Here is a 22,859-nt window from a genome sequence, read left to right as displayed (position 1 = left end):
CTTAATAGTCAGTTTGTAATGGTATTTTGAACGCAATTTGTGTTCCTGCTACTGTATTTCCGTTGGTCATTATTTCTTCAATATTCAAGGAATCTTTTCCTGAAATGAATTCCAATCGCTCTCTGGTTACCGTCAAGGCCATAGATTGATGGTCGGTATTTGTTTTAATCTTTTGAGATTGAAAAATTCCTTGTCCATTATCAATTACAGTGCAATGTAAGAATTCTTCGGTAGTATGAAACTGTATCTTCAGTTCTCCATCTCGTATTCCTTTTAAAATCCCATGTCTAACTGCATTTTCGACAAAAGGTTGAATGAGCATAGGAGGAATTAGAATTTCTTCAGGATCAAGGTCCGAATCTATATCAATAGCGTAGGTAAATGGTTTATTAGCCATTAATTGCTCTATTTCTATATAGTGTTTTAAGGTTTGTATTTCTTGATCCAGAGTAATATAGTCTTTTCTGGAATTATCAAGAGTTTCTCTTAGTAAAGTTGCAAAGGTATTGATGGTAGTATTCATACGCTGAGGATTGCTGGTTCCCATAGCTTTTATACCATTCAGGGCATTAAAAATAAAATGAGGGTTCATTTGCAGACGTAAGGCCTTCTGTTCTAAAGAAAGCAGATGATTCTGCATTTGTAAGCGCTCTCTTTCTATCTTGTTTTTTCGTTTTACGCGTCTGATATATGTTAGTGCATATCCTCCTAGAACCAATAGAATTCCTGCCAAAACGGATAACTGAAACCAAGTTTTTTCATAAATAGGACTATCAATAAAAAAATTGAAGCTAGCATTATCACTTTCTTCCCATCTATAATTACGGGATTGCGCGGTAAAAGAATGAGCTCCATATGCCAATCCTGCTAGATTTTGTTTGCTTTCAGAAGACCAGGGGCTCCATTCTGAATTATTCAATCGAAATCGATATTCTATATCATTGGGATGATCCAAATCGATCGTTTTGTAGCTAAAGGATAATTCAGTTTGATGCGGTTTAAGTTTTAATACCTTAGTGCTGTTGGTCCAGGAATTTAGGTTAATTGAATCAATACTTTGATAGGCAACTTCAACATCTTCAAAAAACAACCTAGGTTTTACGGTAATTTTGGTCGTTTCTGTGGGCTCGTATTTGGTAAGTCCATAAATGGCGCCAAACCATAAATTTCCATCTTTATCTTTCGTCACAGCATTGAGATGAGTCTCGATACCTAAAAAACCATCATTTCTACCAAAATGAAAAATATCAACAATGTCGTTGGATTGATTGAGTTCTATTTTATCTACTCCTCTTTCACTTCCTACCCATAAGTTGTCTTGATCGTCGAATATCATTTGATAGATGTTATCCGAATATGGTCTTTTTCGCCCTTTCAATTTTTTAACAGAGAAGGGTTTGTCCTCTAATTCAGACCACCAAATCCCTCTACCTGCAGTACCAATAAATAGTTTGTTCTTATGAAAAAGCAAGGTGCTTATTGCAGTTTTTTGATTCAGTACGTTTCCCAGATGCGTAACACGATCTTTGTAAATATAACCAAGATGACCATTTTGGGTGGCATACCAAATTTTACCCAACGAATCCTGTTTCATGTATCGGATTTGTAGGTCTTTGATTCCGTTACGCCTTTCAAATTTTTTGAGTTGTGTAATTCGGTTTCTTATCGAATCATATTTAAATCTGAAAATTCCAGAAGAATAGGAAGCAGCCCATATTTTGTTCTTATCGATGTGCAAGGTTCTTATCCATTCTGAGGGGATACCATTGTCTTTATCGATAATATGGTTTTCGTAAACCACCTTCTTGATCGTATCTGTTTGCACAATATATTCTTCCTGAGAATCCTGAATTTTGCTGGAATCAATGACGATACTATCTACCAGTTTTGTTTTCTTAAATAGTATTCCTTTACCATCTGTTCCTGCCCAGATGTTTCCGTTAAGATCTTCTGTTATCGTTTTTATTTTTACTTCAGAGAGACGATCATCCTGTGGTATATGGTGTATGCCCAAGGAATCAATTTTTACCAAACCTACTTCAGAGTTTGATGCCCATATACCGTCTTTGGTTTGATGTACTGCATAAACCCGGTTTCCTTTTAATCCGGTATCCTGATCATAGTGTACAAAATTATTTTGAAAATATTTATAAAACCCACCACCAGAAGTAGCGATCCATATATTAGATTGACGATCAACTATACTTTTTCGAATATGAGATATCGATAAACCATTACGTCTATTGATCGTTCTTTTTTGTTTATGGGTATTGGCGTCGATAATTCTGATCCCTTCGTTGTCGGTAGCAAACCATAGTTCGCTATCATTATGAACCGAAGCATTGGTAACCCGTAGTGGTTTGGATACCCAGTAGTTACCATAAGATTTGGAATTAGTATTAAGAATCAAAATCCCTTGATCGACTGCTGCTGCAAATATTTTGTTTTTATGATAGATGGCAGCTGTAAAATCATGGGCACTGTGGCGCTCCATGATGGTAGCTTTGTTTTGAATTTTATTTAGTTTCCACAGTCCTTTATTGGTTGCTATCCAATAGAGTTTACCATCAAAGGCAATATCACTAATGATACTGGTATTGATTTTGGCGTTGAGGTTGATCTTTTTTAACCCCAGTTTTCTGTCATATCGATAGATGCCAATATTTGTAGCAAGATAAGTTTTGTCGTTAATTCTGTATATTTTGTTGATTCTAGGGCCTTCTAGGTTGGTAAATTTATTTTTGGTTTTTATGGATAGACCTCCTTTGGTTCCTATGAAAAGGCTATCACTTGCAAAGTGGAGGGCATGAATATAGTTGGATTGTAAACCATCGGTCTCGTTCCAGATTTCGAACTCTTCTCCATTAAAGCGGCATAATCCTCCTCCTTGGGTTCCTAACCAGAGATATCCCATCTCGTCCTGAATGATATCATAAACCTGTGATTGTGGTAATCCATCTTCAAGGGTATAGGCTCGTAATTGGTTATTTTGAGCAAAAGTGCTTTTAGTAAAAGCAATTAGAACTAAAGAAAAGAAACTTATATGTCTTAGAAGAGTCATAAAAGATAGATCTGGTTGGTAACAAATATAATTAAAACTGAGTTTGGCATTGGCATCATTAAAAACAAAACCGACAGATCATATGATCTGTCGGTATAATAAACAAAAGTTTCCCCCTTTTTGTTTATCAGATTGAGTTGTGTAAAGGTTACTAATATCCTGTAATGGCTGTCGTTTTTGAGATTCCTGTAATTCCTTCATTTTGATTCCAGGTAAAACTCTGTTTTAAACTTACATACTTAGTATCGGATGTACTTTTATAAAAAGTTTGAGTACTTAATATGTTACCATCAATTCCATATTCTTGATTCGGGAATATATATTGAAAATCAGTATCAGATTCTTCACAGTATATATTTTTAAGCTCAGGCAACGCTGTTACTTCTCCATTTTCCTGTACCATATAGTAAAAGGATTCCACATGCGCACAGCAAGCTAGATATTCTACTTCCATTTTTATCACTTCAGAGACCCCTTTTAGGCCGGGGTTCTCTAAAGTGGTAATAAAAATATCCTCAAAAAGCTCTGTGTCGTTAATCGTTAGCGCAGATATTTTTTCGGAGCTATTATCAGAACGCACCAAATTAACGACGTATGTAGGATATTCCTGTCCTTGATCAGTAATTTCGGTTGTTACCAAATACTTTTCAGATTTCTCAAATCCCTTTTGTGCTTGAAGGAATTGAAAACTTTGAAACAGGATAATTATTATGGCTACCTTTTTCATAACAGCTTTATTTTGAGGTTGGCTATTTAATGTAAAAGTAGCACCTTCAATCATCTCTTTTGAGGTACTTTTAGTATTCGTCATGATCGAATTAGAATTCGTTTAGATTTATTGTTTCTACTGTATCGTATTATCAGTTTTTGAAGGGTCGAGAACTAAAGAAATATTTGGCTTGTTTGATGCAAACAGACAAATAATGGGGCTTACTTTTTCTTTCAAAGTAAATGTGATTTTAGGTTGTGATAAAAATTGAAAAACCCTTGTTATGGCTTATTGTTACTATGTTTACGTTAAAACCACAAAACTTAAAATTAATTTTTAGATAACATTTTTAATACGCTTTTTTTTGTATCTTCACACAAGTTACCCCTTAAAAGTTATGTGCTTTTTGCATATAGTTTATTTGATTTATTTTTTCCCTATTAAGATAAATCAACTTCCTATCGATTTTAGAGAAGATGAAGATTCATTTAGTTCTTAGATGAGTCTATATGTCAGAGATTATTTTTAACGTAGGTGTGGTATGCACTTATGAGAAGCAGCTATTATAGTTCAGGTATAGCGTATAGTGCTATGCTCAAATCTTAACTGATATAAAATGATTTTTCAGGTATTGCAAATAATTAAAGAAGAGTTGAATGGCTATTTTACAGATGAAGATCCTGTGGAGTTAGCTAACATAGCAACCATTTCTTCTGGAGATGGTGAGGAGGATGCGGATATTGCATTAACTCTAATTAACATAGATGAAGAACCCACCTTGAAAAATGTTCCTAATTATAAAATTGAGGGCTCTACAGTTTCTTATAAGAACCCAAAAGTAAACGTTAATCTGTATATCCTATTCAGTGCGAATAGCGATTTGTATACCGAATCATTAAAGAATGTATCCAGTATTATGGAGTTTTTTCAAGGTAAAAATGTTTTCACGCATCTAAATACCAACTTTAATAGAGATGATGCGGATATGCAGGACTTAGGAGATTTTAAGTTTATTACGGAATTATATACACCTTCTTTTGAACAGTTGAGTTATATCTGGGGTGTTTTAGGAGGGAAACAATATCCATCTGTGCTATATAAGGTAAGACTTTTAGAAATAGAAAGAGATGTGCTTCAATCACAAGGAGCCGTAATCACCAACATTAATGCAACTTTAAATAAGAATTAATGAGTTTCCAAATAGCATACAAACCTTTGGCTAGGATTACAATTCATCATGATTTCTATTTGGATGACGGTGCAGATAAATTTGTGGACTTGTCTAATGAAGAAAAGAAATCACAATTAGCAAGTTATGATTTTTTGACTTTTTTAAAGATTACCCCAACACCTATAACGCAAAGATTATTGCAAAATCATAAAGTGGTTTTACGCAATACAGGTTCAGAATTACTACTTTATGTAAATGTAGAAGAATACAACAAGGCAGGTGAGAGTACCACTGCATTTTGCCCCAAGATTGAGATGGGCGATGATTTAGATTTTACGTTTGAGCTTCGATTTTCTGATACCTACTTTAATAATTATACCAATAGTGCCGAGACTTCAGAAAACCGATTGTATTTCTTCTCTAATAAGCGGCCTGATAGCGAATCCAATGCATTTCCTAATTTTTTTATTGATCAGGAAGTACATACAGATTTTTTATTACAACCGGAGGGTAGTAGAGAAATTATACATGAGATACTTACCAAAGAGATAGCTCCCGTAGACGATTTGGGATTAGAAACTATTCTTGCCATCGATGATACGGATATCGAAGTTCCCGAAAATGCTGCAATTTTAAATACGTATATAGAAACACAAAAAAGAAACGGACTGTTGGGTTACATTCGGTTAGCGGTTCAGGGAGATGCCAATGTTGACCTTTTGGAAGATACAACGGTAGAAATACCTAATAGCGCAAACGAAGTCCGTAAATGTTTACCAGAGACTTCGATATCACCAATACTGCGATTCGAAAACAGAAAGACCTTTTGGAGATATAATAGAGTAAGTACTGAAGAAATTTTTGTTACAAAAAATGAGCATCCACTTACACAAAATGGGTTTATAAAACTTAGACCCAATCAATTACAACCTAGATTAAGAAATGTCTTTTTGCTCAATCCTGGCAAAAGCGGGGTAAGCGAAGAAAACGATGACTTTTATTCAGAAATATTTATTTAAAAATTTAATACAAATTAAAATTCATAATTATGGCAACGTACAGCACACCAGGAGTTTACATTGAGGAAATCGCTAAGTTTCCCCCTTCTGTAGCTCAAGTAGAAACTGCTATCCCTGCTTTTATTGGGTACACTCAAAAGGCAACAAATAAAGCAGAGGGGGATCTTCACGAAATTCCAACACGTATTACTTCGATGTTAGAGTATGAAACATATTTTGGTTTTGCGCAGTTGGAAAACAGTATTACTGTTGATGTTAAAGACGATGTTATTTCGATACCACCTTTAACTACCAAATCGCCTTTCCTTATGTATTACTCACTACAGTTGTACTTTGCTAATGGTGGAGGACCATGTTATATCATGTCTGTAGGACAATATGGGGAAGGTTCTGCTCCAGTTACCGCTGTAGCTTTGGGGTCAGAAACGACTCCAGGTTTGGCCAAAGGATTAAAATTGGTAGAAAAAGAAGACGAGCCTACATTATTGGTTTTTCCGGATGCTACTTCCCTTTCTAGCAGTGGTGATTTCTATGGATTATACAATAGCGCCCTTACACAGTGTAACAAGTTACAGGATCGTTTTGCAATTATAGATACCTATGCGTATGATGATAGTACCCCTGTAGATTCAAATATTCAAGGGTTAAGAGATGGGATCAATCTGGAAAAAGATTTCATTAAATATGGTGCTGCTTACTATCCATTCGTAGAAACCATTTTGGATTATAATTATGATGAAAGTCAGGTAGATGTGACACAAACAGCTGCTGGTCCTGCAGATGTACAACAAGCTGCTCAAGACATCTCTGATGATATAGATACAACGGTTGTAGATACCCTGGTTGCTGATTTAGGAACCATAGAAGGAGATATTGCTGCTGCAGGTGATGACGCTGCTGCTGTAGCTTTGGTGCCAAGTTTACAGGCAAAAATCAATGAAGTTATTAGTTATATCAACGGACTAAAAAATAATTTGAATGCTGCTTTAGCAATAGGAAGAGCTGCTGGAGCTGCTACAGAGTCTAACGATTTGGATACCTGGATAACCGATGAGTTAGACCAAACGGTACTCGATCTTAATAAAAGTATTGATCGATTGAATGAGGATGATACTCAATCTAAAATTAACAATGAGATCTCCGTAAATCAACCTGGACTTTATGATACTTTAGGAATTCATTCTTCAAGTGCTGCAGGAGATGCTTTAAAAGCCAAAATTGATACACTTATCGCTTCTGGACAACTATCGCTGCTTATCGCTGCGCTACCAGCATCGAGTATCCCTGCAACTACAGTAAAATTGAATACTCTAGAAGCTTCAGATAATGCCTTATACAATAGAATTAAAGCAGAAATCGGACAAGTACCAGTAATTCTACCACCAAGTAGTGGGATGGCTGGAGTATATGCAAGAGTAGATAATGCCAGAGGAGTTTGGAAAGCACCTGCCAATGTAGGGATGAACTATGTAATTAAGCCTACCATACATATTTCTCATGAAGATCAGGAAGACTTGAATGTTCATGGAACAGGAAAATCAATCAATGCTATCAGAACATTTACCGGTAAAGGAACCTTGGTTTGGGGAGCTAGAACTTTGGCAGGAAATGATAACGAATGGAGATATGTATCTGTACGTCGTTTTTTCAATATGGCCGAAGAGTCTATCAAAAAGGCGACAGAACAATTTGTTTTTGAACCTAATGATGCAAATACCTGGGTGAAAGTTAAAGCAATGATCACCAATTTCTTGAATTTACAATGGAGAGCAGGAGCCTTAACCGGTCCAACACCAGATAAAGCCTTTTACGTAAATGTAGGATTAGGGGAAACAATGACCGCTCAAGATATTCTTGAAGGGAATATGATCGTAGAAATAGGAATGGCAGTAGTACGTCCTGCAGAATTTATCATCCTTAAATTCTCTCACAAAATGCAAGAGGCATAAGTAACAAATCATCTTAATAATTTATAAAGTATATAAACATGGCAACAACATATCCATTACCAAAGTTTCATTTTAGAGTGTCTTTCGGAGATTCAGAATTTAATTGTACCGAAGTTTCTGGATTGGATTTTGAAAGAGAAATGATCGAATATAGAGCAGGGGCAGATAACGAGTATCATAAAACGAAGCAACCTGGACTTTCAAAATATAGTAACATCACTATCAAAAGGGGAACCTTTGTAGAAACGAACAAAGAGTTTTATGAGCAGTGGGTAAAAACCGTGTATTTTCAAGAAGGAGAAGAGCAGTACAGAGGTGACTTAACGATCAGTCTGCTTGATGAAAAACACGAACCAGTAGTAACCTGGAAAGCCGAACGTGCTTACATTACAAAAATTCAATCCACAGATTTAAAAGCAGACGGTAACGAGATCGCTATCGAAACTGCAGAATTTGTTCACGAGAAATTATCTCTAGTTTAATATGGCGGCTTACTATCCACCGGTTGGTTTTCATTTCAAAGTCGAATTTCAGGACATTGAAAATAGGACTAATGATCATCAGTTTCAGTCGGTTTCGGGTCTTTCTGTAGATCTTGAAACCGAAGAAATTGCTGAGGGTGGAGAAAATAGGTTTAAACATAAAATTCCGGTACGAACCAAATATCCCAATTTGGTGCTAAAAAGAGGACTTTTGATAGATTCTGGGTTAATAGAATGGTGTAAAAAAGCGATTGAAGATTTTGAAATTCAACCGATCAATCTCACCATCAAATTGCTCAACGAAAAGCATGAACCCTTATTAACATGGAATGTGGTACATGCCTATCCGGTAAAATGGACTGTCGAGGATTTTAATGCCGAAGAAAATAAACTGTCGATAGAGTCTTTGGAGCTTTCCTATAACTATTTTAAAACCATTACCTAATGCCAATAGAAATTAAAGAGTTGCATATCAAAATCAATGTTGATGAAAGTAGCAAAGGGCAAAAATCAGTTGCCACTTTCGGAAAAGAAGAAAAATCTGCATTGATCGCATCTTGTGTAGAACAAGTGATGGATATTCTTGAAATGCGTGAAGAACGATAATCAGTGAACAAATGAGTGAAGGTAAATTACAGAAATTAGTGATACGCTGTTTCAAAGATGAACGCTTTCAGGAAGAGCTTTTGGATCTAAAGTATACAGCACTTTTGAATCCGGAAACCTATTCGTTTTCTTTTAAAGCCGATTATCAGGAAGAACAGGCTCAAGGAACCAGTGGAGATGATCCCAAATTTGTGAGATCACTGCCCGAAGACCTTACATTGGACTTTCTTTTTGACCGTACAGGGGTGATCATACACTATGGTGATGATCCTCTATCAAGCTCTGGAGATACGGTGTATAAGGATCAGGGAAATGGAATTATCGATGATCTGGATGCGTTCAAAAAAGCAGTATACGATTATAATGGAGACAAACATAAACCCAATTATCTAATTATAACTTGGGGATCTTTGTCATTCAGGTGTTTCCTCACTTCGATGGACGTGGAGTACAAACTGTTCAAGCCAGACGGTACTCCGCTAAGAGCGATGGTAAAAGCTACTTTCAAAAGATTTATTGAAGCCGAAGAACGAGTAGCAGAAGAGAATAATAACTCTCCTGACCTTACCCATTATCGGGTCGTAAAAGCAGGAGATACCCTCCCCTTGATGACGTATCGAATCTATGGGGACCCAAAGTACTATCTCGAAGTCGCAAGAGTAAACAATATTAGCAATTTTAGAAAATTGAAGGTAGGACAAGAATTGTTTTTTCCTCCATTACAAAAACAGTCTTAAATGAATAATAGCGGTGTCATACAAACTTCTCAAAGTGCAGATCTTGTTACTTTCAAGATATTGATGGATGGACAAGAGCTTTCCAAAAAATATCAGGTACAAAGTATTGTTGTCGATAAAGAGGTAAATAGAATACCAACCGCAAAGCTGGTGATTAACGATGGTGACCCATCTGCAAGAGATTTTCCACTGAGCAACGAAGATTTTTTGATCCCAGGTAAAGAAGTGGAGATTACAGCAGGGTACCATTCTGATGAAGCTACGATTTTCAAAGGAATTATCATCAAACATAATCTTAGGATTCGCCCTAAAAGCAATCAATTGATCATAGAATGTAGAGATGAGGCGGTCAAACTTACAGTAGGTAGAAAAAGCAAATATTTCTACGATAGTGCTGATAGTGATATTTTTGAAGAAATCATAGGCACTTATGGCATTGGAAATGATGTTGAAGCAACAACACATACACATACAGAATTAGTGCAGTACAATGCTTCGGATTGGGATTTTATTATGTCCAGAGCGCAAGCCAATGGCAAAATCTGTATTGTTGATGATGGTGAAATCAAAATAGCTGCACCCGATGTGGGCCAGGAAGAAATTGAAACGATAACTTTTGGAGCCAGTTTGTTGGATTTTGATGCAGAGATTGATGCCAGACATCAAATCAGCAAGGTGTCTTCTTACGCCTGGAATCATGCAGATCAGGAGCTCCTGGAAATAGAAGCTAATGATCCAGCCGTTTCTCTCAATGGTAATTTGAGTGCTTCAGACCTTGCAGATACCATAGGAGTAGAAAATGTAGAACTCAGACATGGGGGAGCAGTTACAGATTCTGAACTGCAAAACTGGGCTGATGCCAAATGGTTATTTCAACAACTAGCCAAAATTAGAGGTCGTGTCAAATTTCAAGGCATTCCAGATGTAAAACCTAATACCATTCTAAAGCTGGAAGGTGTAGGAGACCGTTTTAATGGTAAAATATTTGTGAGCGGCGTACGCCATTCTATTACCGAAGGTAACTGGACCGTAGATGCACAATTTGGTTTGGATCCCAAATGGTTTTCTGAAACCTATGAGATCAATATGAAACCAGCGTCTGGATTATTACCGGCTATACAAGGACTTCAAATAGGTGTGGTTTCTCAATTACAAGACGATCCCGATGGAGAAGAACGGATTTTGGTACAGCTACCGATTGTAAATAACGAAGAGCAAGGAATTTGGTGCCGGATAGCATCCCTGGATGCAGGAGATAGCAGAGGCGCCTTTTTTCGTCCAGAAATAGAAGACGAAGTCATTGTTGGATTCATTAATCAGGATCCAAATGATGCGGTCGTTTTGGGAATGTTGCATAGTAGCGCCAAACCAGCTCCTATTACTGCAAGTGATGACAATCATGAAAAAGGCTTTGTAACACGTAGTGAGATGAAAGTACTTTTTGACGATGATAAAAAGACCTTGAATATCACCACTCCTGCCGGAAAAAGAATTGCACTCGATGAGGATGAAGGTACGATTATCGTAGAAGACGAAAATTCGAATGTGATTACTATTGATAGTGCAGGGATTTTGATGGAAAGTGCTGGAAATATAGAAATTAAAGCCTCTGGCGATGTAAATATTGAAGGAACCAATGTGAATCTTACTGCAAGTGCCGCTTTCAAAGCAGAAGGTTCTGCTGGGGCCGAAGTGTCTTCAGGGGCAACTGCCGTATTAAAGGGATCATTGGTTCAAATTAATTAATAGAAAAATTTAAAAATATGCCACCAGCTGCTAGAGTAAATGATATGCATGTTTGCCCAATGGTAAATCCAGGGGGTGCTCCACATGTGGGAGGTCCGATCCTTCCTCCGGGAGAACCTACTGTTTTAATAGCCGGTATGCCCGCCGCAAGAGTTGGGGATATGGCTACATGTAGCGGTCCCCCAGATAGTATTGTGGCTGGTTCAGGAACGGTGTTGATTGGAGGTGTTCCCGCCGCAAGAATGGGAGATTCCACTGCACATGGAGGTACCATCGTGGCAGGAGAACCAACAGTTTTGATAGGATAATATGGAAAATAAAAAGTCATTTTTAGGAATCGGTTGGAGCTTTCCGCCAGAGTTTAACAGAGATGCTGCTGCGGTAAAAATGATCTCAGACGAAGAGGATATCCAAAGTAGTCTTGAGATTTTGCTCACTACACGTTTAGGAGAACGAATAATGGTTCCGCAGTACGGCTGCAATTTGGACGAACTCCTATTCGAAAACCTAAGTAGAACATTGATCACTTATGTTTCCGAATTGATCAAAAGCGCTATTCTCTATCACGAACCTAGAATCGATGTAAATCGAATTGATATTTCCGAAAGCGATGTCCTGCAAGGCGAATTATTTATAAAAGTAGAATATACGGTAAGAGCCACTAATTCAAGAAATAATGTGGTGTTCCCATTCTACTTAGAAGAAGGAACTGATATTTAATTATTAAAGCAAAACAATGTCAGAAAACTGTGAATATATAGATAGTATTTTAAGAAGAAACGGGAGAGATCAACAACAGCGTTTCAATAAAGCGTTGAGTCCAGATAGTTTGAAGCTTCATGATTTGGATATCGAAGATTGGATTTTGTTTGCTTATAATTTTGCGAAAAATGTAAACTATTTTAACCTCGACAATGATCAGGTACCTTCTGGAAATTGGCAGGATTTGTTTCGTTATTTCGATTTTAATGAAAATACGATTCCAAGACGTGGAGAAACGGCTTATCAAAAACTAAAAGAAGAAATAACCAACACGCTTGCAGATCAGGAAAAGGATAGTAGAGTCACTCCTCATTTCACTTTGTTTATCTGTTTTTTAAGGTTATTGACGTTTTCGCAAGATAGATTCAATGGACTTACCAAAAGGCATTTAGACTTTTATTTTCAAGAGATCCTACAAGTGGATAAACTATCTCCTGAAGCAGATAAGGTGCATTTGCTTTTTGAAATCGCCAAAAAAAGTGCAAGTGAGCGGATCAAAGAAAACACAGAATTAGATGGAGGAAAGGATCAAAATGGGGTTAAGCGCATTTATAAAACTTCAGAAGAGCTTGTTGCGAATAAGGCAAGTATCGCGTTTCTGAAAAATATTTATAATCATCAGGAAGCACAAACAAATCCCGAAAATGGAGCTGTTACCAATCTAAGAGAGTTGAAAGCCGCAGATATAGCAAATTCTTTTGATGGGATAGGAGGTGATTTTCCCGAGGGACAGGTTGATTGGTGGCCATTCGGATATCCATCGACCATAGATACATATCCTCCCTTGGCCGATGCAAAAACAGGCTTTAGCCTTTCATCTACCTTGTTCGAGCTCCAAGAAGGAGTTCGTGATCTTACCATAACAGTCGATTATCAACGACCACCCGTTGCAGGACCAGATGATCCGCAACCAATAATACAATTGCCTTCGGAAACTTTTTCTTTTGAATCCTTAAATGACAACATTAGAGTTTATTGCACAGGAGAAAAAGGCTGGCTGGGGCCTTATGAGTTGAGTAGCGAGTCAATTTTGTTGCAAAATCAAATGATTTTGAAATTTCAAATAGCCTTGGATGAACCTGCTGTGGTAGCCTACAATAAAGAAACTCATTTAGAAGATTACAGTACAGATCGACCAGTAATTCGTTTTTTGATTGATCAATCTACCGAAGCGGGATATGATATCAATCGTAGACTGGCACTTAATACATTAACCAAAATCAAAGTAGACATAGCTGTAGAAGAAATAGCATCTCTAGTATTAGAAAACGATACTGGAGTGATCAATGCAAAAAAACCTTTTTACCCTTTTACCACTGATCCAATCAAGAGATCGAACTTCACCATAGATTACCCCGAAGTCTTTAAAAAACCATGGACAAATATTGCTGTTAATATTTTATGGAAAGATACACCAGAAACTAGTTTTAATGATCATTATGGAAATTACAATCCTAATCCAGTTACCAATGATTCATATTTTAAAGTCAAATCTTATATTTTAGATAGAGGTAGTTATACCGATATTGATTCCTCTGATAATACTTCTACTCCAGATAATAGAGACTTATCTTTATTCACGAAAAATGGAGATGTATATGATGCAAACTATACATTTAGCAATTCTGGATATGTAATTGATAAAAATGGTCCTTTACGGTTGTCATTAAACACTTCTTTTTTACAAGAAGTATACCCAACTCAATATGCTTTAGCGATATCCAAAGAGATTATTACACCGCCCGCTGACCCTCCAGTTGTGCCAGCCATACCCAAAGAACCTTATATCCCTTTGATAGATGTAATAACTTTGAAATATAGTGCTTCTACAGAAACGAAATTGGAATTGTTAGAAGCTACCGGGCCAGGTGAGGTTATCGATGAGGAAACTCAGAAAAGTAGTTACGAAAGTAACCTGGTTACTCTGTTTCATGAAGCTCCTTTTGGGCAATTCGAAGAACATGAATATTTGAAACAACAGGTTTTGATAAAAAATGGGCAAGACCCAGCAAATAATACTGATTTTTTAACCAATTATTTGGTGCCACAACACTGTAGAGGAGGTTCCTTATTTATTGGTTTAGATAATGTAGAGATCGGGCAACAAATCTCATTACTTATTCAGGTTTTGGAAGGGAGTGAAAACCCGTTAACCATTTCTTTTGAGGGAAATGAAAAAGTAGAATGGTCGATTTTATGTGATAATCACTGGAAAAATCTGCAAAATGATATCGTAAAAAATAGCACTGATAACCTATTGAATTCTGGAATACTTAGATTTGGTATTCCAAAACAAGCAACTACAGAAAATACAAGATTGCCAAGAGGATACATTTGGCTACGGGCTCGAATTCATAAAAATTATGATGCGGTCAGCAAGGTAAAATCAATACATACACAGGCGATTTTGGCCGAGTTTGAAGATCGGAGCAATGAATTATCACATTTAGAACAGGGATTGCCGGATGGGACCATTAGCAAGTTGGTAACCCGAGTTCCTCAAATCAAAGGAATCACACAACCTTATAATTCTTTCGATGGGAAACCAGAAGAATCTGATGATGCGTATTATCGAAGAATTAGTGAACGACTTCGTCATAAAAACAGAGCCATCACCCTATGGGATTATGAGAGTTTGGTATTACAAGAATTTCCAGAAATCTATCAAGTAAAATGTTTAAATCATTCTAGTACTTCTTCCTTTTTATCTCCGGGAGATGTTACTCTGGTGGTGATTCCAGATACAATAAATAAGAATGTCTTCGATATTTTTCAGCCTAGAGTGAGCAGAGCGACTTTGAATAAGGTAAGTGCTTACATCAATAAACTCAATTCTATGCATGTAAAAACTGAAGTCATTAACCCAAGTTATGAGGAGGTTAGAATTTCGCTATCGGTCAAATTTTATGACCAGTTTGATGAGAATTTTTATATCAAACAACTTAGTGAAGATATTACTCAATTCTTATCTCCTTGGGCATTCGATACTTCCAGAAGCATAGATTTTGGGGTTACTCTGCATCGCAGTGTACTAATTGATTACTTAGAAAAATTATTCTATGTGGATTATTTACAGGATGTAGTAATGCGTAAGGATGGGGAAGTATTTCTAACGAGTATCGAACCTTCGAACCCAGCTTCAATTTTGGTTTCTGCCAAAGAACATTCAGTAGACACCAACATAAACAAGTGTAACCAAGAAGAAGAAAAAGCAATAGACACATGTCAGGTATAGATCTCAATATAAGTATTCCAAAAAATGTATCTTCAGAAGACGATCTGGATTTCTATTTTCTTCGAGAAAAAGGAATAGAATACATTTCACAACTAGGGGGAAAGCTATGGACAGATTATAATTCTCACGATCCGGGGATTACCATGCTAGAAATGTTGTCTTATGCCATTTCTGATCTTGGTATGCGGATTAATATGCCCATTGAAAATTTGTTGGTGAGTGAAGAAAAAGATAAAAGTTTAGAAACCCAGTTTTTTAAACCGGCAGATATTTTTCCTTCCAAACCAGTCACTGCTTTAGATTACAGAAAGATTTTTATAGATATCCCAGGGATAAAAAACTGCTGGCTAAGCAAGTTTGAGAAGCAAGTATTTTTGGATTGCAAGAAAGACAGACTCACCTACAACAAAGCAGATATTGATCTTACAGGAATTGATGCAAGGTCCACTTCTGAATTTATAAAGGAGTTTACACTAAAAGGGCTATATAATATCACACTGGAATATGATGATGACTTTTTAGAAGAAGGTACAGAAGAGCTTTCCAAAGAAAAGAAGGAAGAACGGATACAGGCCAAAAAAGAAATATTGATGGAGGAGGTTCGAACTACCTATCATCAAAATCGAAACCTATGCGAGGATTTAATTGATCTTTCCGAAGTAGCATTACATCCTATTTCGGTTTGTGCTAGTATAGAAGTTGAAAATGAAGCTGATGAAGAATTGATACACGCTAAGGTTTTATTGGCGATCGACAATTATTTTTCTCCTACTTTGAATTTTTACTCCATTCAGCAAATGTTGGATCGTGGATATACCACAGATCAAATTTTTGAAGGTCCTGTACTTAATAAAGGATTTATTGATACCAAAGAGCTAGAAAATGCCAATTTGAGAACAGAGGTAAGACTTTCGGATATTATAACTCTGATTATGAATATCGAAGGCGTAAAGTTCGTAAAAGAAATCTCTGTTGGTAATTGTGATGGTAATACTGCGGAATCTAACGAATGGATTATTTGTGTAGAAGATGGGAAAAAACCAGTATTGTGCGATAAAAGTGTTATCAATTATAATAAAGGATTTTTACCTCTCAATCTAAATCAAAATAAGGTGGAAGCATATTTAGATGAGCTTAAACCTGAAGAAACATTGGTTTTGGATCAAGAATTATCCTTTCCGGAAGGACAATATTTTGATAATGCAGCTTATACTACCATCCAAAATGATTTCCCAGACACTTATGGTATTGGGATAGATGGATTACCAGCAAGAGCGACAAAAGATCGAAAAGCACAAGCAAAACAACTTAAGGGGTATTTGTTGTTTTTTGATAAGATATTAGCAAGTTACTTTCAACATTTAGGAAAAGTAAAAGAACTGCTATCGGTTAGTGGAGTTTCAGAAAACACCTATTTTACACAAGCGATAAAAGATGTAGCAGGGTTTGAGGATTTGGTGAATAATTACAGCACCAACAATGATGATGAGCTTACCAATGCTTTGTTCAAAGAAATCGACAACAACGTAGATCGAAGAAATCAGATTCTAGATCATCTATTAGCACGTTTTGCAGAACGGTTTAGCGAGTATACCTTTTTGATGAAGACGCTTTATGGAGATGCAACAGGAGAAGTAGTGCTGCGTAATAAAGAAGCATTTTTAAGAGAATATAAAGTGATTAGTCAAGAGCGCGGTAATGCATTTAATTACTATAAACAACCTCCGGCAAATCTTTGGGATACCGATAATGTGTCTGGAACTCAAAAACGACTAGCGCGTTTACTGGGAATCAAGGACTACAACCGAAGAAATATCTCCAACTCCTATATCAATATCAAAACAGATGTAGACGATAATGATTGTACCATATTTCGATGGGAAGTATTGGATACCAAAGGAAATCCAATATTGAGATCTACCGAGAATTACAATTCCAAAACTGCGGCGATTAATGAGCTCCATTTTTCGGTATTATTACTTATTGAGACCAGCAAATATGAGTTAGAAGAAGCTTTTTCCAAAACGATAAAGGATGATACTGATGTAGATCATATCAAGCTTAATAAATCTGAAAATACGGGAGTGTATTCGTTTAGTGTCATTAATCCTGAGTTTCCACCATCAAGTACTAAGAGAATCACGGCTATACATTCCAGATTTTATGATACACAAGAAGAGTTTAGAGATGGAATTTTTGAGACCCTGAGTTTCTTTGAGAATGATTTTACCGAAGAAGGATTGTTTTTGGTTGAGCATATCTTACTTAGACCCGACGTAAAACAACTTGATGCTCACGAAAAGAGCTTCATTCCTGTTTGTGCGGATACTTGCGACAATTGCGAGCCAGCAGACCCATATTCGTATAGAGTAAGTATCATACTTCCTGGATACACGTATCGATTTGCAGATACAGATTTTAGAAATTATATGGAGAATGTGATCAAGCAAGAAATTCCGGCACATGTAGTGGCTAGAATTTGTTGGGTGGGTCATAGAAAAGATGAAGTTCCAGATGAGGAGAACGGATTATACCGATTAGAAAAAGCTTATAAAGCCTTTTTAGAAGCCAAAACATTAAATACAGGAGAAGAAGAGATGAGATATACCGATACAGATACAGGAGAGGAAACCTCTAAGCTAGAAACCTTTGTAGATCGTTTATTCAGTCTACAGACACTATATCCAGCAGGTCGCCTGATTGATTGCGAAAACGACGATGATATTGATGGTCAGATCATTTTAGGTAGAACGACCTTAGGTACACTATAACTTAGGATTAAAATTAGATGTAGATAGCGCATGTTTTCGCCAAAAACAGCACATACCAACAAGGGCAACAACACCCCTTCCGTTTTTAAGCCAAAAAGCGGAAGTGAGTTGTTTATACAACCCAAAGTCAAGGTAGGCCAACCGGGCGATAAGTATGAAGTAGAGGCAGATCAGGTAGCTGACCAAGTTGTAAATAAGCAGCAACAGGGAGCCGCATCAACTATTAGTGCTACTCCCGCTTCAGTACAAACTATGTCTGAAGATGAGCAAATTCAGGAAAAACCGATTGCAGAACGTATCCAACCATTAACACATTTATCAGGTACTTCACCTCTTCAGCGGATGGAAGAAGAGGAGCCAGTACAGTTACAGGAAGAAGAAGTGCAGATGATGTCTGAAGAGGATGTTCAGATGCAAGAGGAAGAAGAAGTACAAATGATGTCTGAAGAAGATGTACAACTTCAAGAAGAGGAAGAGGTGCAAGCAAGAGAGAACCCAGGAAATACTGGACTGAACACTCCTTCTAGTATTGGTCATTCTATTAGAAATACTAGGGGTCAAGGATCTCCTTTGCCAGGCGGAGTTCAAAGCCAGATGGAATCCGGTTTTGGAGCCGATTTTAGTGGTGTAAGAATACATACAGGTAGTGAGTCTGTTGCGATGAACCAAACATTGGGAGCGCAGGCATTTACTAATGGAAACGATATCCATTTTAATCAAAACAGATTTAATCCTGCTACTACAGAAGGGCAAACGTTATTAGCGCACGAGTTAACGCACACCATTCAGCAAGGTGCATCTGGTCCGGCTACTCAAAATGAATCTACAACAACGAACAATGGTGGAAGTCAAGCCTCTTCCGAAGCCATAGAAGAACCTTCTGCAACTCCGGTTGCCGAAGCTACCGAACTTTTAGAGGCACCTCCACAAGAAGGAGAAGTACCAACCGAACAAGCAGCTCAGGAAGCAGGAGTTGCCGGCGAAGAAGTGCAACCTACGACACCGCGTAGCCCAGAGGAAGATCCTAATTTCCAACAGCTAGAGCAGCGCGTCGAAAATAGAGCAGAAGAGCAGCAAGATCATGAGCCGGCTACAGCATCTGCAGGCAGTGCACAGGCAGCAGCGGTATCACCACCAAACGAACGTACTGGTGGAGCACAAGCAGCTCAAGTAGATTCTATGGAAGAGCAAGAAGCTGGAACCTTTAGTGCAGAAGCGTTCAAAGCGCAGTTGATGCAGCGTATCGAGAGTATGCAGTTGCCAGCCAATGAAGAAGAAGCCGCCGATTTTGAAAACAACAATAATATTGATGAGGTGCGTGATGCAGCGACTCAGGACGTACAAAGTGAACAAACCGCTGCCTCTGGAGATATCGCTGCTACAACAGCTCAGGAACCAAATACAGATGCAATACCAGAACGAGAGGTTACTGCCTTACCTCCAGCGCCTGTAGGTGCTGCTCCTAATGGTGTAAGAGCACAAAATGCGATGCCACCAGCTCGAGGTGAAGCCGAAGTAAGCCAACCACTACAGGATAATATGTCCGAGGTGGATCAGCAGATGACCGAAAATGAAATTACCGATGAGCAGTTGGCCAACTCCAATGAACCAGAATTTGTAGGAGCACTGGATGCTACCAATGATGCCAGAGAGGACACCGCACAAGCTCCTGGGCAGTTTAGAACCGAAGAACAAGGCGTATTACAAGGAGCACAAAGCACTGCAGAAAATAATAGTCAGCAGACTTTGGATGGCATGCACCAAGATCGTGCTGGATTATTGAATCAGGTAGAAGGACAGCAAGTACAAACAGGGACAACAGATACTGCAGAGCGTGAGCGTATTGCTGGTGAGATTAATACCATTTATGAGAATACTAAAACTGATGTAGAAACGATCCTTAGCGATCTTGATACACGAGTAAATGATCTATTTACTGCTGGAGCGGAACGTGCCAAGCAAGCTTTTGAAGATTATGTAGAACGTAAGATGGATGCCTATCTTGATGAACGATATGGAGGATTTGGCGGATTCTTAAACCGGGTTGGTGATGTCTTTACCGGATTACCAGACGAGGTAAATCAATTTTTCGTAGATGGGCGACAGGTATTTATCGATCGTATGGATTCGGTAATTACCAATATTGCAGATGTAGTGGCTACAGAGTTAACTGCTGCCAAAGACAGAATTACCAGAGGTAAACAAGAGGTGCAGGATTATGTTACAACATTACCGCAAAACCTTCAAGATATTGGTCGTGAAGCAGCAGAAGGTATTCAGGAACGTTTTGATGAATTAGAACAATCGGTAGATGATAAACAAGATGAATTGATCGATAGTTTGGCCAATCAGTATAATGAGAGTCTACAAGAAGTAGATGCTCGTATCGAAGAGATGCAAGCTGCCAACCGTGGATTGATTGATATGGCTTTGGATGCTATTGGTGGAGTGATCCAAACAATCATCAACATCAAAAACATGTTGACAGAGCTGCTAAGTTCTGCACTAAGTGTTATTGCTACTATTGTTCAAGACCCAATTGGATTCTTAGGATTGTTGATTGAGGGGGTTGGGCAAGGATTAAATAATTTTGTAAGCAACATCCTTACGCATATGCAAGAAGGACTTATTGCTTGGCTTACTGGATCTTTAGGCGGGGTAGGGATTACCATACCGGATAATTTGTTTAGTCTTTCAGGAATTTTTGATTTGGTTGCGCAAATTTTAGGAATCTCGTGGGATTTTGTACGTAACATAGCAGTACGCGTACTTGGTGAACCTGTGGTGAGGGTTGTTGAAACGGCGTTTGAGATTTTCACCATATTACGTAATGATGGTATTGCCGGTCTTTGGGAGTATATCAAAGAACAGTTCAATAACCTGAAAGAAATGGTGATGGATGCCATACGAGATATGATCATCTCTAAGGTCGTTGAAGCAGGAATCAAATGGATATTAGGATTGCTTAATCCTGCTGGAGCATTTATCAAGGCTGCCATGCTGATTATTGATATTGTAAAATTCTTTATCCAGAGGGGTAGCCAGATTATTGAAATGGTACGCGCCTTTATCGATGGTGTAAAAGCAGTGGCTTCGGGTAATGTAAGTGCTATTGCCAGTGCGATCGAAAACGCATTAAAGAAATCTATTCCGGTATTGATAGGGTTCTTAGCCTCTTTATTAGGAATCACAGGGCTGACTCAAAAAGTACAGGAGATCATTCAAAAAATCCGTAAAAAGATAGAAGATGCAGTGGTGGGATTACTGAATCGTGTTAAGAATGCGGCAAAAAGATTGTTTAGAAGATTGACTGGAAGAAATAGAGATCAACAAAATGAAGATATAGCTTCCGGTAACCTTGAAGATACAGAGGTTGGAGAAGTAGTTCAATTTAATGGAGGAGGAGAAGGACATAGGTTATGGATTGATACTCAAGGACCGGGTGTTGAGGTTATGGTAGCGTCTCAAACTAAAACGGTTGGAGAAAAGCTAACGGAGTGGGAGAATAGAAAATCTGAATTTGGAAATACAGATGAAGGAATAGCTAAACAAGAAGATGCACAGGGTAAAATTGATAGAGCACGTTCTTTGTATAGAGAAACCAAAACACAAGGAGAAGATACTGAGGAAAAACTAAATACTGCTCAAAATTCTACTGATGAACAAGCCAGTCGTCAGGCTTCAGAATCAGATCAAAGATTGGAGGACAAAGAAAATGATTTGGCTCAGGTTCTTAGAGAGCTCTTTGAAATGTATGGTGATGCAGAAGAATATGGACCTTTACCAATCGTCGGGACTCATACAGTTCCTAGGTCCGCATCTCATCCTGAAGGTGAACCATATGAATCTCACCATGTTCCTGAGAACCAATTTTCAGCTGAAGTTTCCGGGTTGTACGAAAGATTTGGTTCTATGTTGTCAGGTATTGAAGGTTTAGAAGATATAGGATCTAGAGCTACGGCCCGTTCTCAACAAATTAATTCAAGTTATTCTAATGGAAATAACTTACCAGCAATTCTTGTTCATCAAAGAACGCATAGAACATCTCGTCAAGGTATTCATAGAAGTGCTACCGCTAGAGCAGCACTTCCTGTAATTGAACAACAGGCCAGGGATGCAGGAGTAAAGAGGGTGCTTATGTTCACTAAGTCTGGTAGTAATATAAGAGCTAGTATATCTTCAGGCAGTTGGAGATCTTTTTTACGGAAGATTTATCAAATTGAAAGAGGAGAAGTAACCGATACACAAGTTAATCTTCAAGAAAGTCCTGATGAGCTAATAATACGAGTTAACAACCCAAATAATGATGCTTTAGATCAAATAACCAATAGTTTACAAGCTGAGTTAATCAGTACTATTTCAGATGAAGAATTAGATGCAGAAGATTTGATCGAAGTGGCAGAATTTGTTAGAGATACTATAAATAGAACTATGGCAACCGCATTTTCAGAGGCGTTAGATACCTCAATAGTTTTTGTGACGGAAGCTTTAAGTCAAAGTGATTTGGATGGTGATAAAGCGCTCCATGGACCAATAATAAGTGAATTAAGAAATAGATCTAGATCAATTTGGATGGGAGGAGCGAGTCCTCTAACAGGTGGGATCTAATAA

Annotated in this window: 15 protein-coding genes; 13 read left to right on the top strand and 2 right to left on the bottom strand. The window is 37.7% G+C overall.

Annotated elements, in window-relative coordinates; genetic code table 11:
• Position 1: 1 nt before the first annotated feature.
• Complete coding sequence (locus tag ACXAGJ_RS18030) at positions 2-3,061, bottom strand: ligand-binding sensor domain-containing protein (protein WP_474841657.1); 3,060 nt, start codon at positions 3,059-3,061, stop codon at positions 2-4.
• 151 nt (positions 3,062-3,212) lie between these two features.
• Positions 3,213-3,872: a hypothetical protein gene (locus ACXAGJ_RS18025; RefSeq protein ID WP_474841656.1), complete on the bottom strand. Its 660-nt coding sequence runs from the start codon at positions 3,870-3,872 to the stop codon at positions 3,213-3,215.
• Between the two features lie 514 nt (positions 3,873-4,386).
• Here ACXAGJ_RS18025 and ACXAGJ_RS18020 point away from each other — a divergent pair.
• From ACXAGJ_RS18020 to ACXAGJ_RS17960, 13 genes are read left to right on the top strand one after another with little or no spacing between them, the layout of a single operon-like run.
• Positions 4,387-4,959: a Pvc16 family protein gene (locus ACXAGJ_RS18020; RefSeq protein WP_474841654.1), complete on the top strand. Its 573-nt coding sequence runs from the start codon at positions 4,387-4,389 to the stop codon at positions 4,957-4,959.
• Positions 4,959-5,960, top strand: a complete 1,002-nt coding sequence (locus ACXAGJ_RS18015; RefSeq protein WP_474841652.1) for a hypothetical protein — start codon at positions 4,959-4,961, stop codon at positions 5,958-5,960. Before ACXAGJ_RS18020 ends, ACXAGJ_RS18015 begins: the two co-directional genes overlap by 1 nt.
• Positions 5,961-5,989: 29 nt before the next feature.
• A complete protein-coding gene (locus ACXAGJ_RS18010; protein WP_474841651.1) occupies positions 5,990-7,909 on the top strand; it encodes a phage tail sheath family protein in 1,920 nt (639 codons plus the stop codon).
• A 38-nt stretch (positions 7,910-7,947) separates the two neighbouring features.
• Entirely contained in the window at positions 7,948-8,391 is a 444-nt protein-coding gene (locus tag ACXAGJ_RS18005; protein ID WP_073319015.1) for a phage tail protein, read from the top strand.
• Between the two features lies 1 nt (position 8,392).
• Positions 8,393-8,836, top strand: a complete 444-nt coding sequence (locus ACXAGJ_RS18000) for a phage tail protein (RefSeq protein ID WP_073319012.1) — start codon at positions 8,393-8,395, stop codon at positions 8,834-8,836.
• Positions 8,836-8,997, top strand: coding sequence for a DUF5908 family protein (locus tag ACXAGJ_RS17995; RefSeq protein WP_170864626.1), 162 nt, complete (start codon positions 8,836-8,838; stop codon positions 8,995-8,997). Before ACXAGJ_RS18000 ends, ACXAGJ_RS17995 begins: the two co-directional genes overlap by 1 nt.
• Before the next feature lie 11 nt (positions 8,998-9,008).
• The gene (locus ACXAGJ_RS17990) at positions 9,009-9,734 is read left to right on the top strand and encodes a CIS tube protein (protein WP_073319010.1); all 726 of its coding nucleotides are present in this window, start codon (positions 9,009-9,011) and stop codon (positions 9,732-9,734) included.
• Positions 9,735-11,480, top strand: coding sequence for a type VI secretion system tip protein VgrG (vgrG, locus tag ACXAGJ_RS17985; protein ID WP_474841647.1), 1,746 nt, complete (start codon positions 9,735-9,737; stop codon positions 11,478-11,480).
• Between the two features lie 17 nt (positions 11,481-11,497).
• A complete protein-coding gene (locus ACXAGJ_RS17980; protein WP_073319004.1) occupies positions 11,498-11,788 on the top strand; it encodes a PAAR domain-containing protein in 291 nt (96 codons plus the stop codon).
• Between the two features lies 1 nt (position 11,789).
• Positions 11,790-12,200, top strand: coding sequence for a GPW/gp25 family protein (locus ACXAGJ_RS17975; protein WP_473282538.1), 411 nt, complete (start codon positions 11,790-11,792; stop codon positions 12,198-12,200).
• 16 nt (positions 12,201-12,216) lie between these two features.
• Positions 12,217-15,477, top strand: a complete 3,261-nt coding sequence (locus ACXAGJ_RS17970; protein ID WP_474841645.1) for a baseplate J/gp47 family protein — start codon at positions 12,217-12,219, stop codon at positions 15,475-15,477.
• Positions 15,465-18,248: a hypothetical protein gene (locus ACXAGJ_RS17965; protein WP_474841644.1), complete on the top strand. Its 2,784-nt coding sequence runs from the start codon at positions 15,465-15,467 to the stop codon at positions 18,246-18,248. The genes ACXAGJ_RS17970 and ACXAGJ_RS17965 overlap by 13 nt, the downstream gene beginning before the upstream one ends.
• A gap of 30 nt (positions 18,249-18,278) precedes the next feature.
• Entirely contained in the window at positions 18,279-22,856 is a 4,578-nt protein-coding gene (locus ACXAGJ_RS17960) for an eCIS core domain-containing protein (RefSeq protein ID WP_474841642.1), read from the top strand.
• Positions 22,857-22,859 lie beyond the last annotated feature (3 nt).

Source organism: Aquimarina sp. AWH4_224, assembly GCF_056160245.1.
The sequence above is the reverse complement of the archived record's forward strand: the minus strand, read 5'-3'. Positions and strand labels throughout refer to the sequence as shown.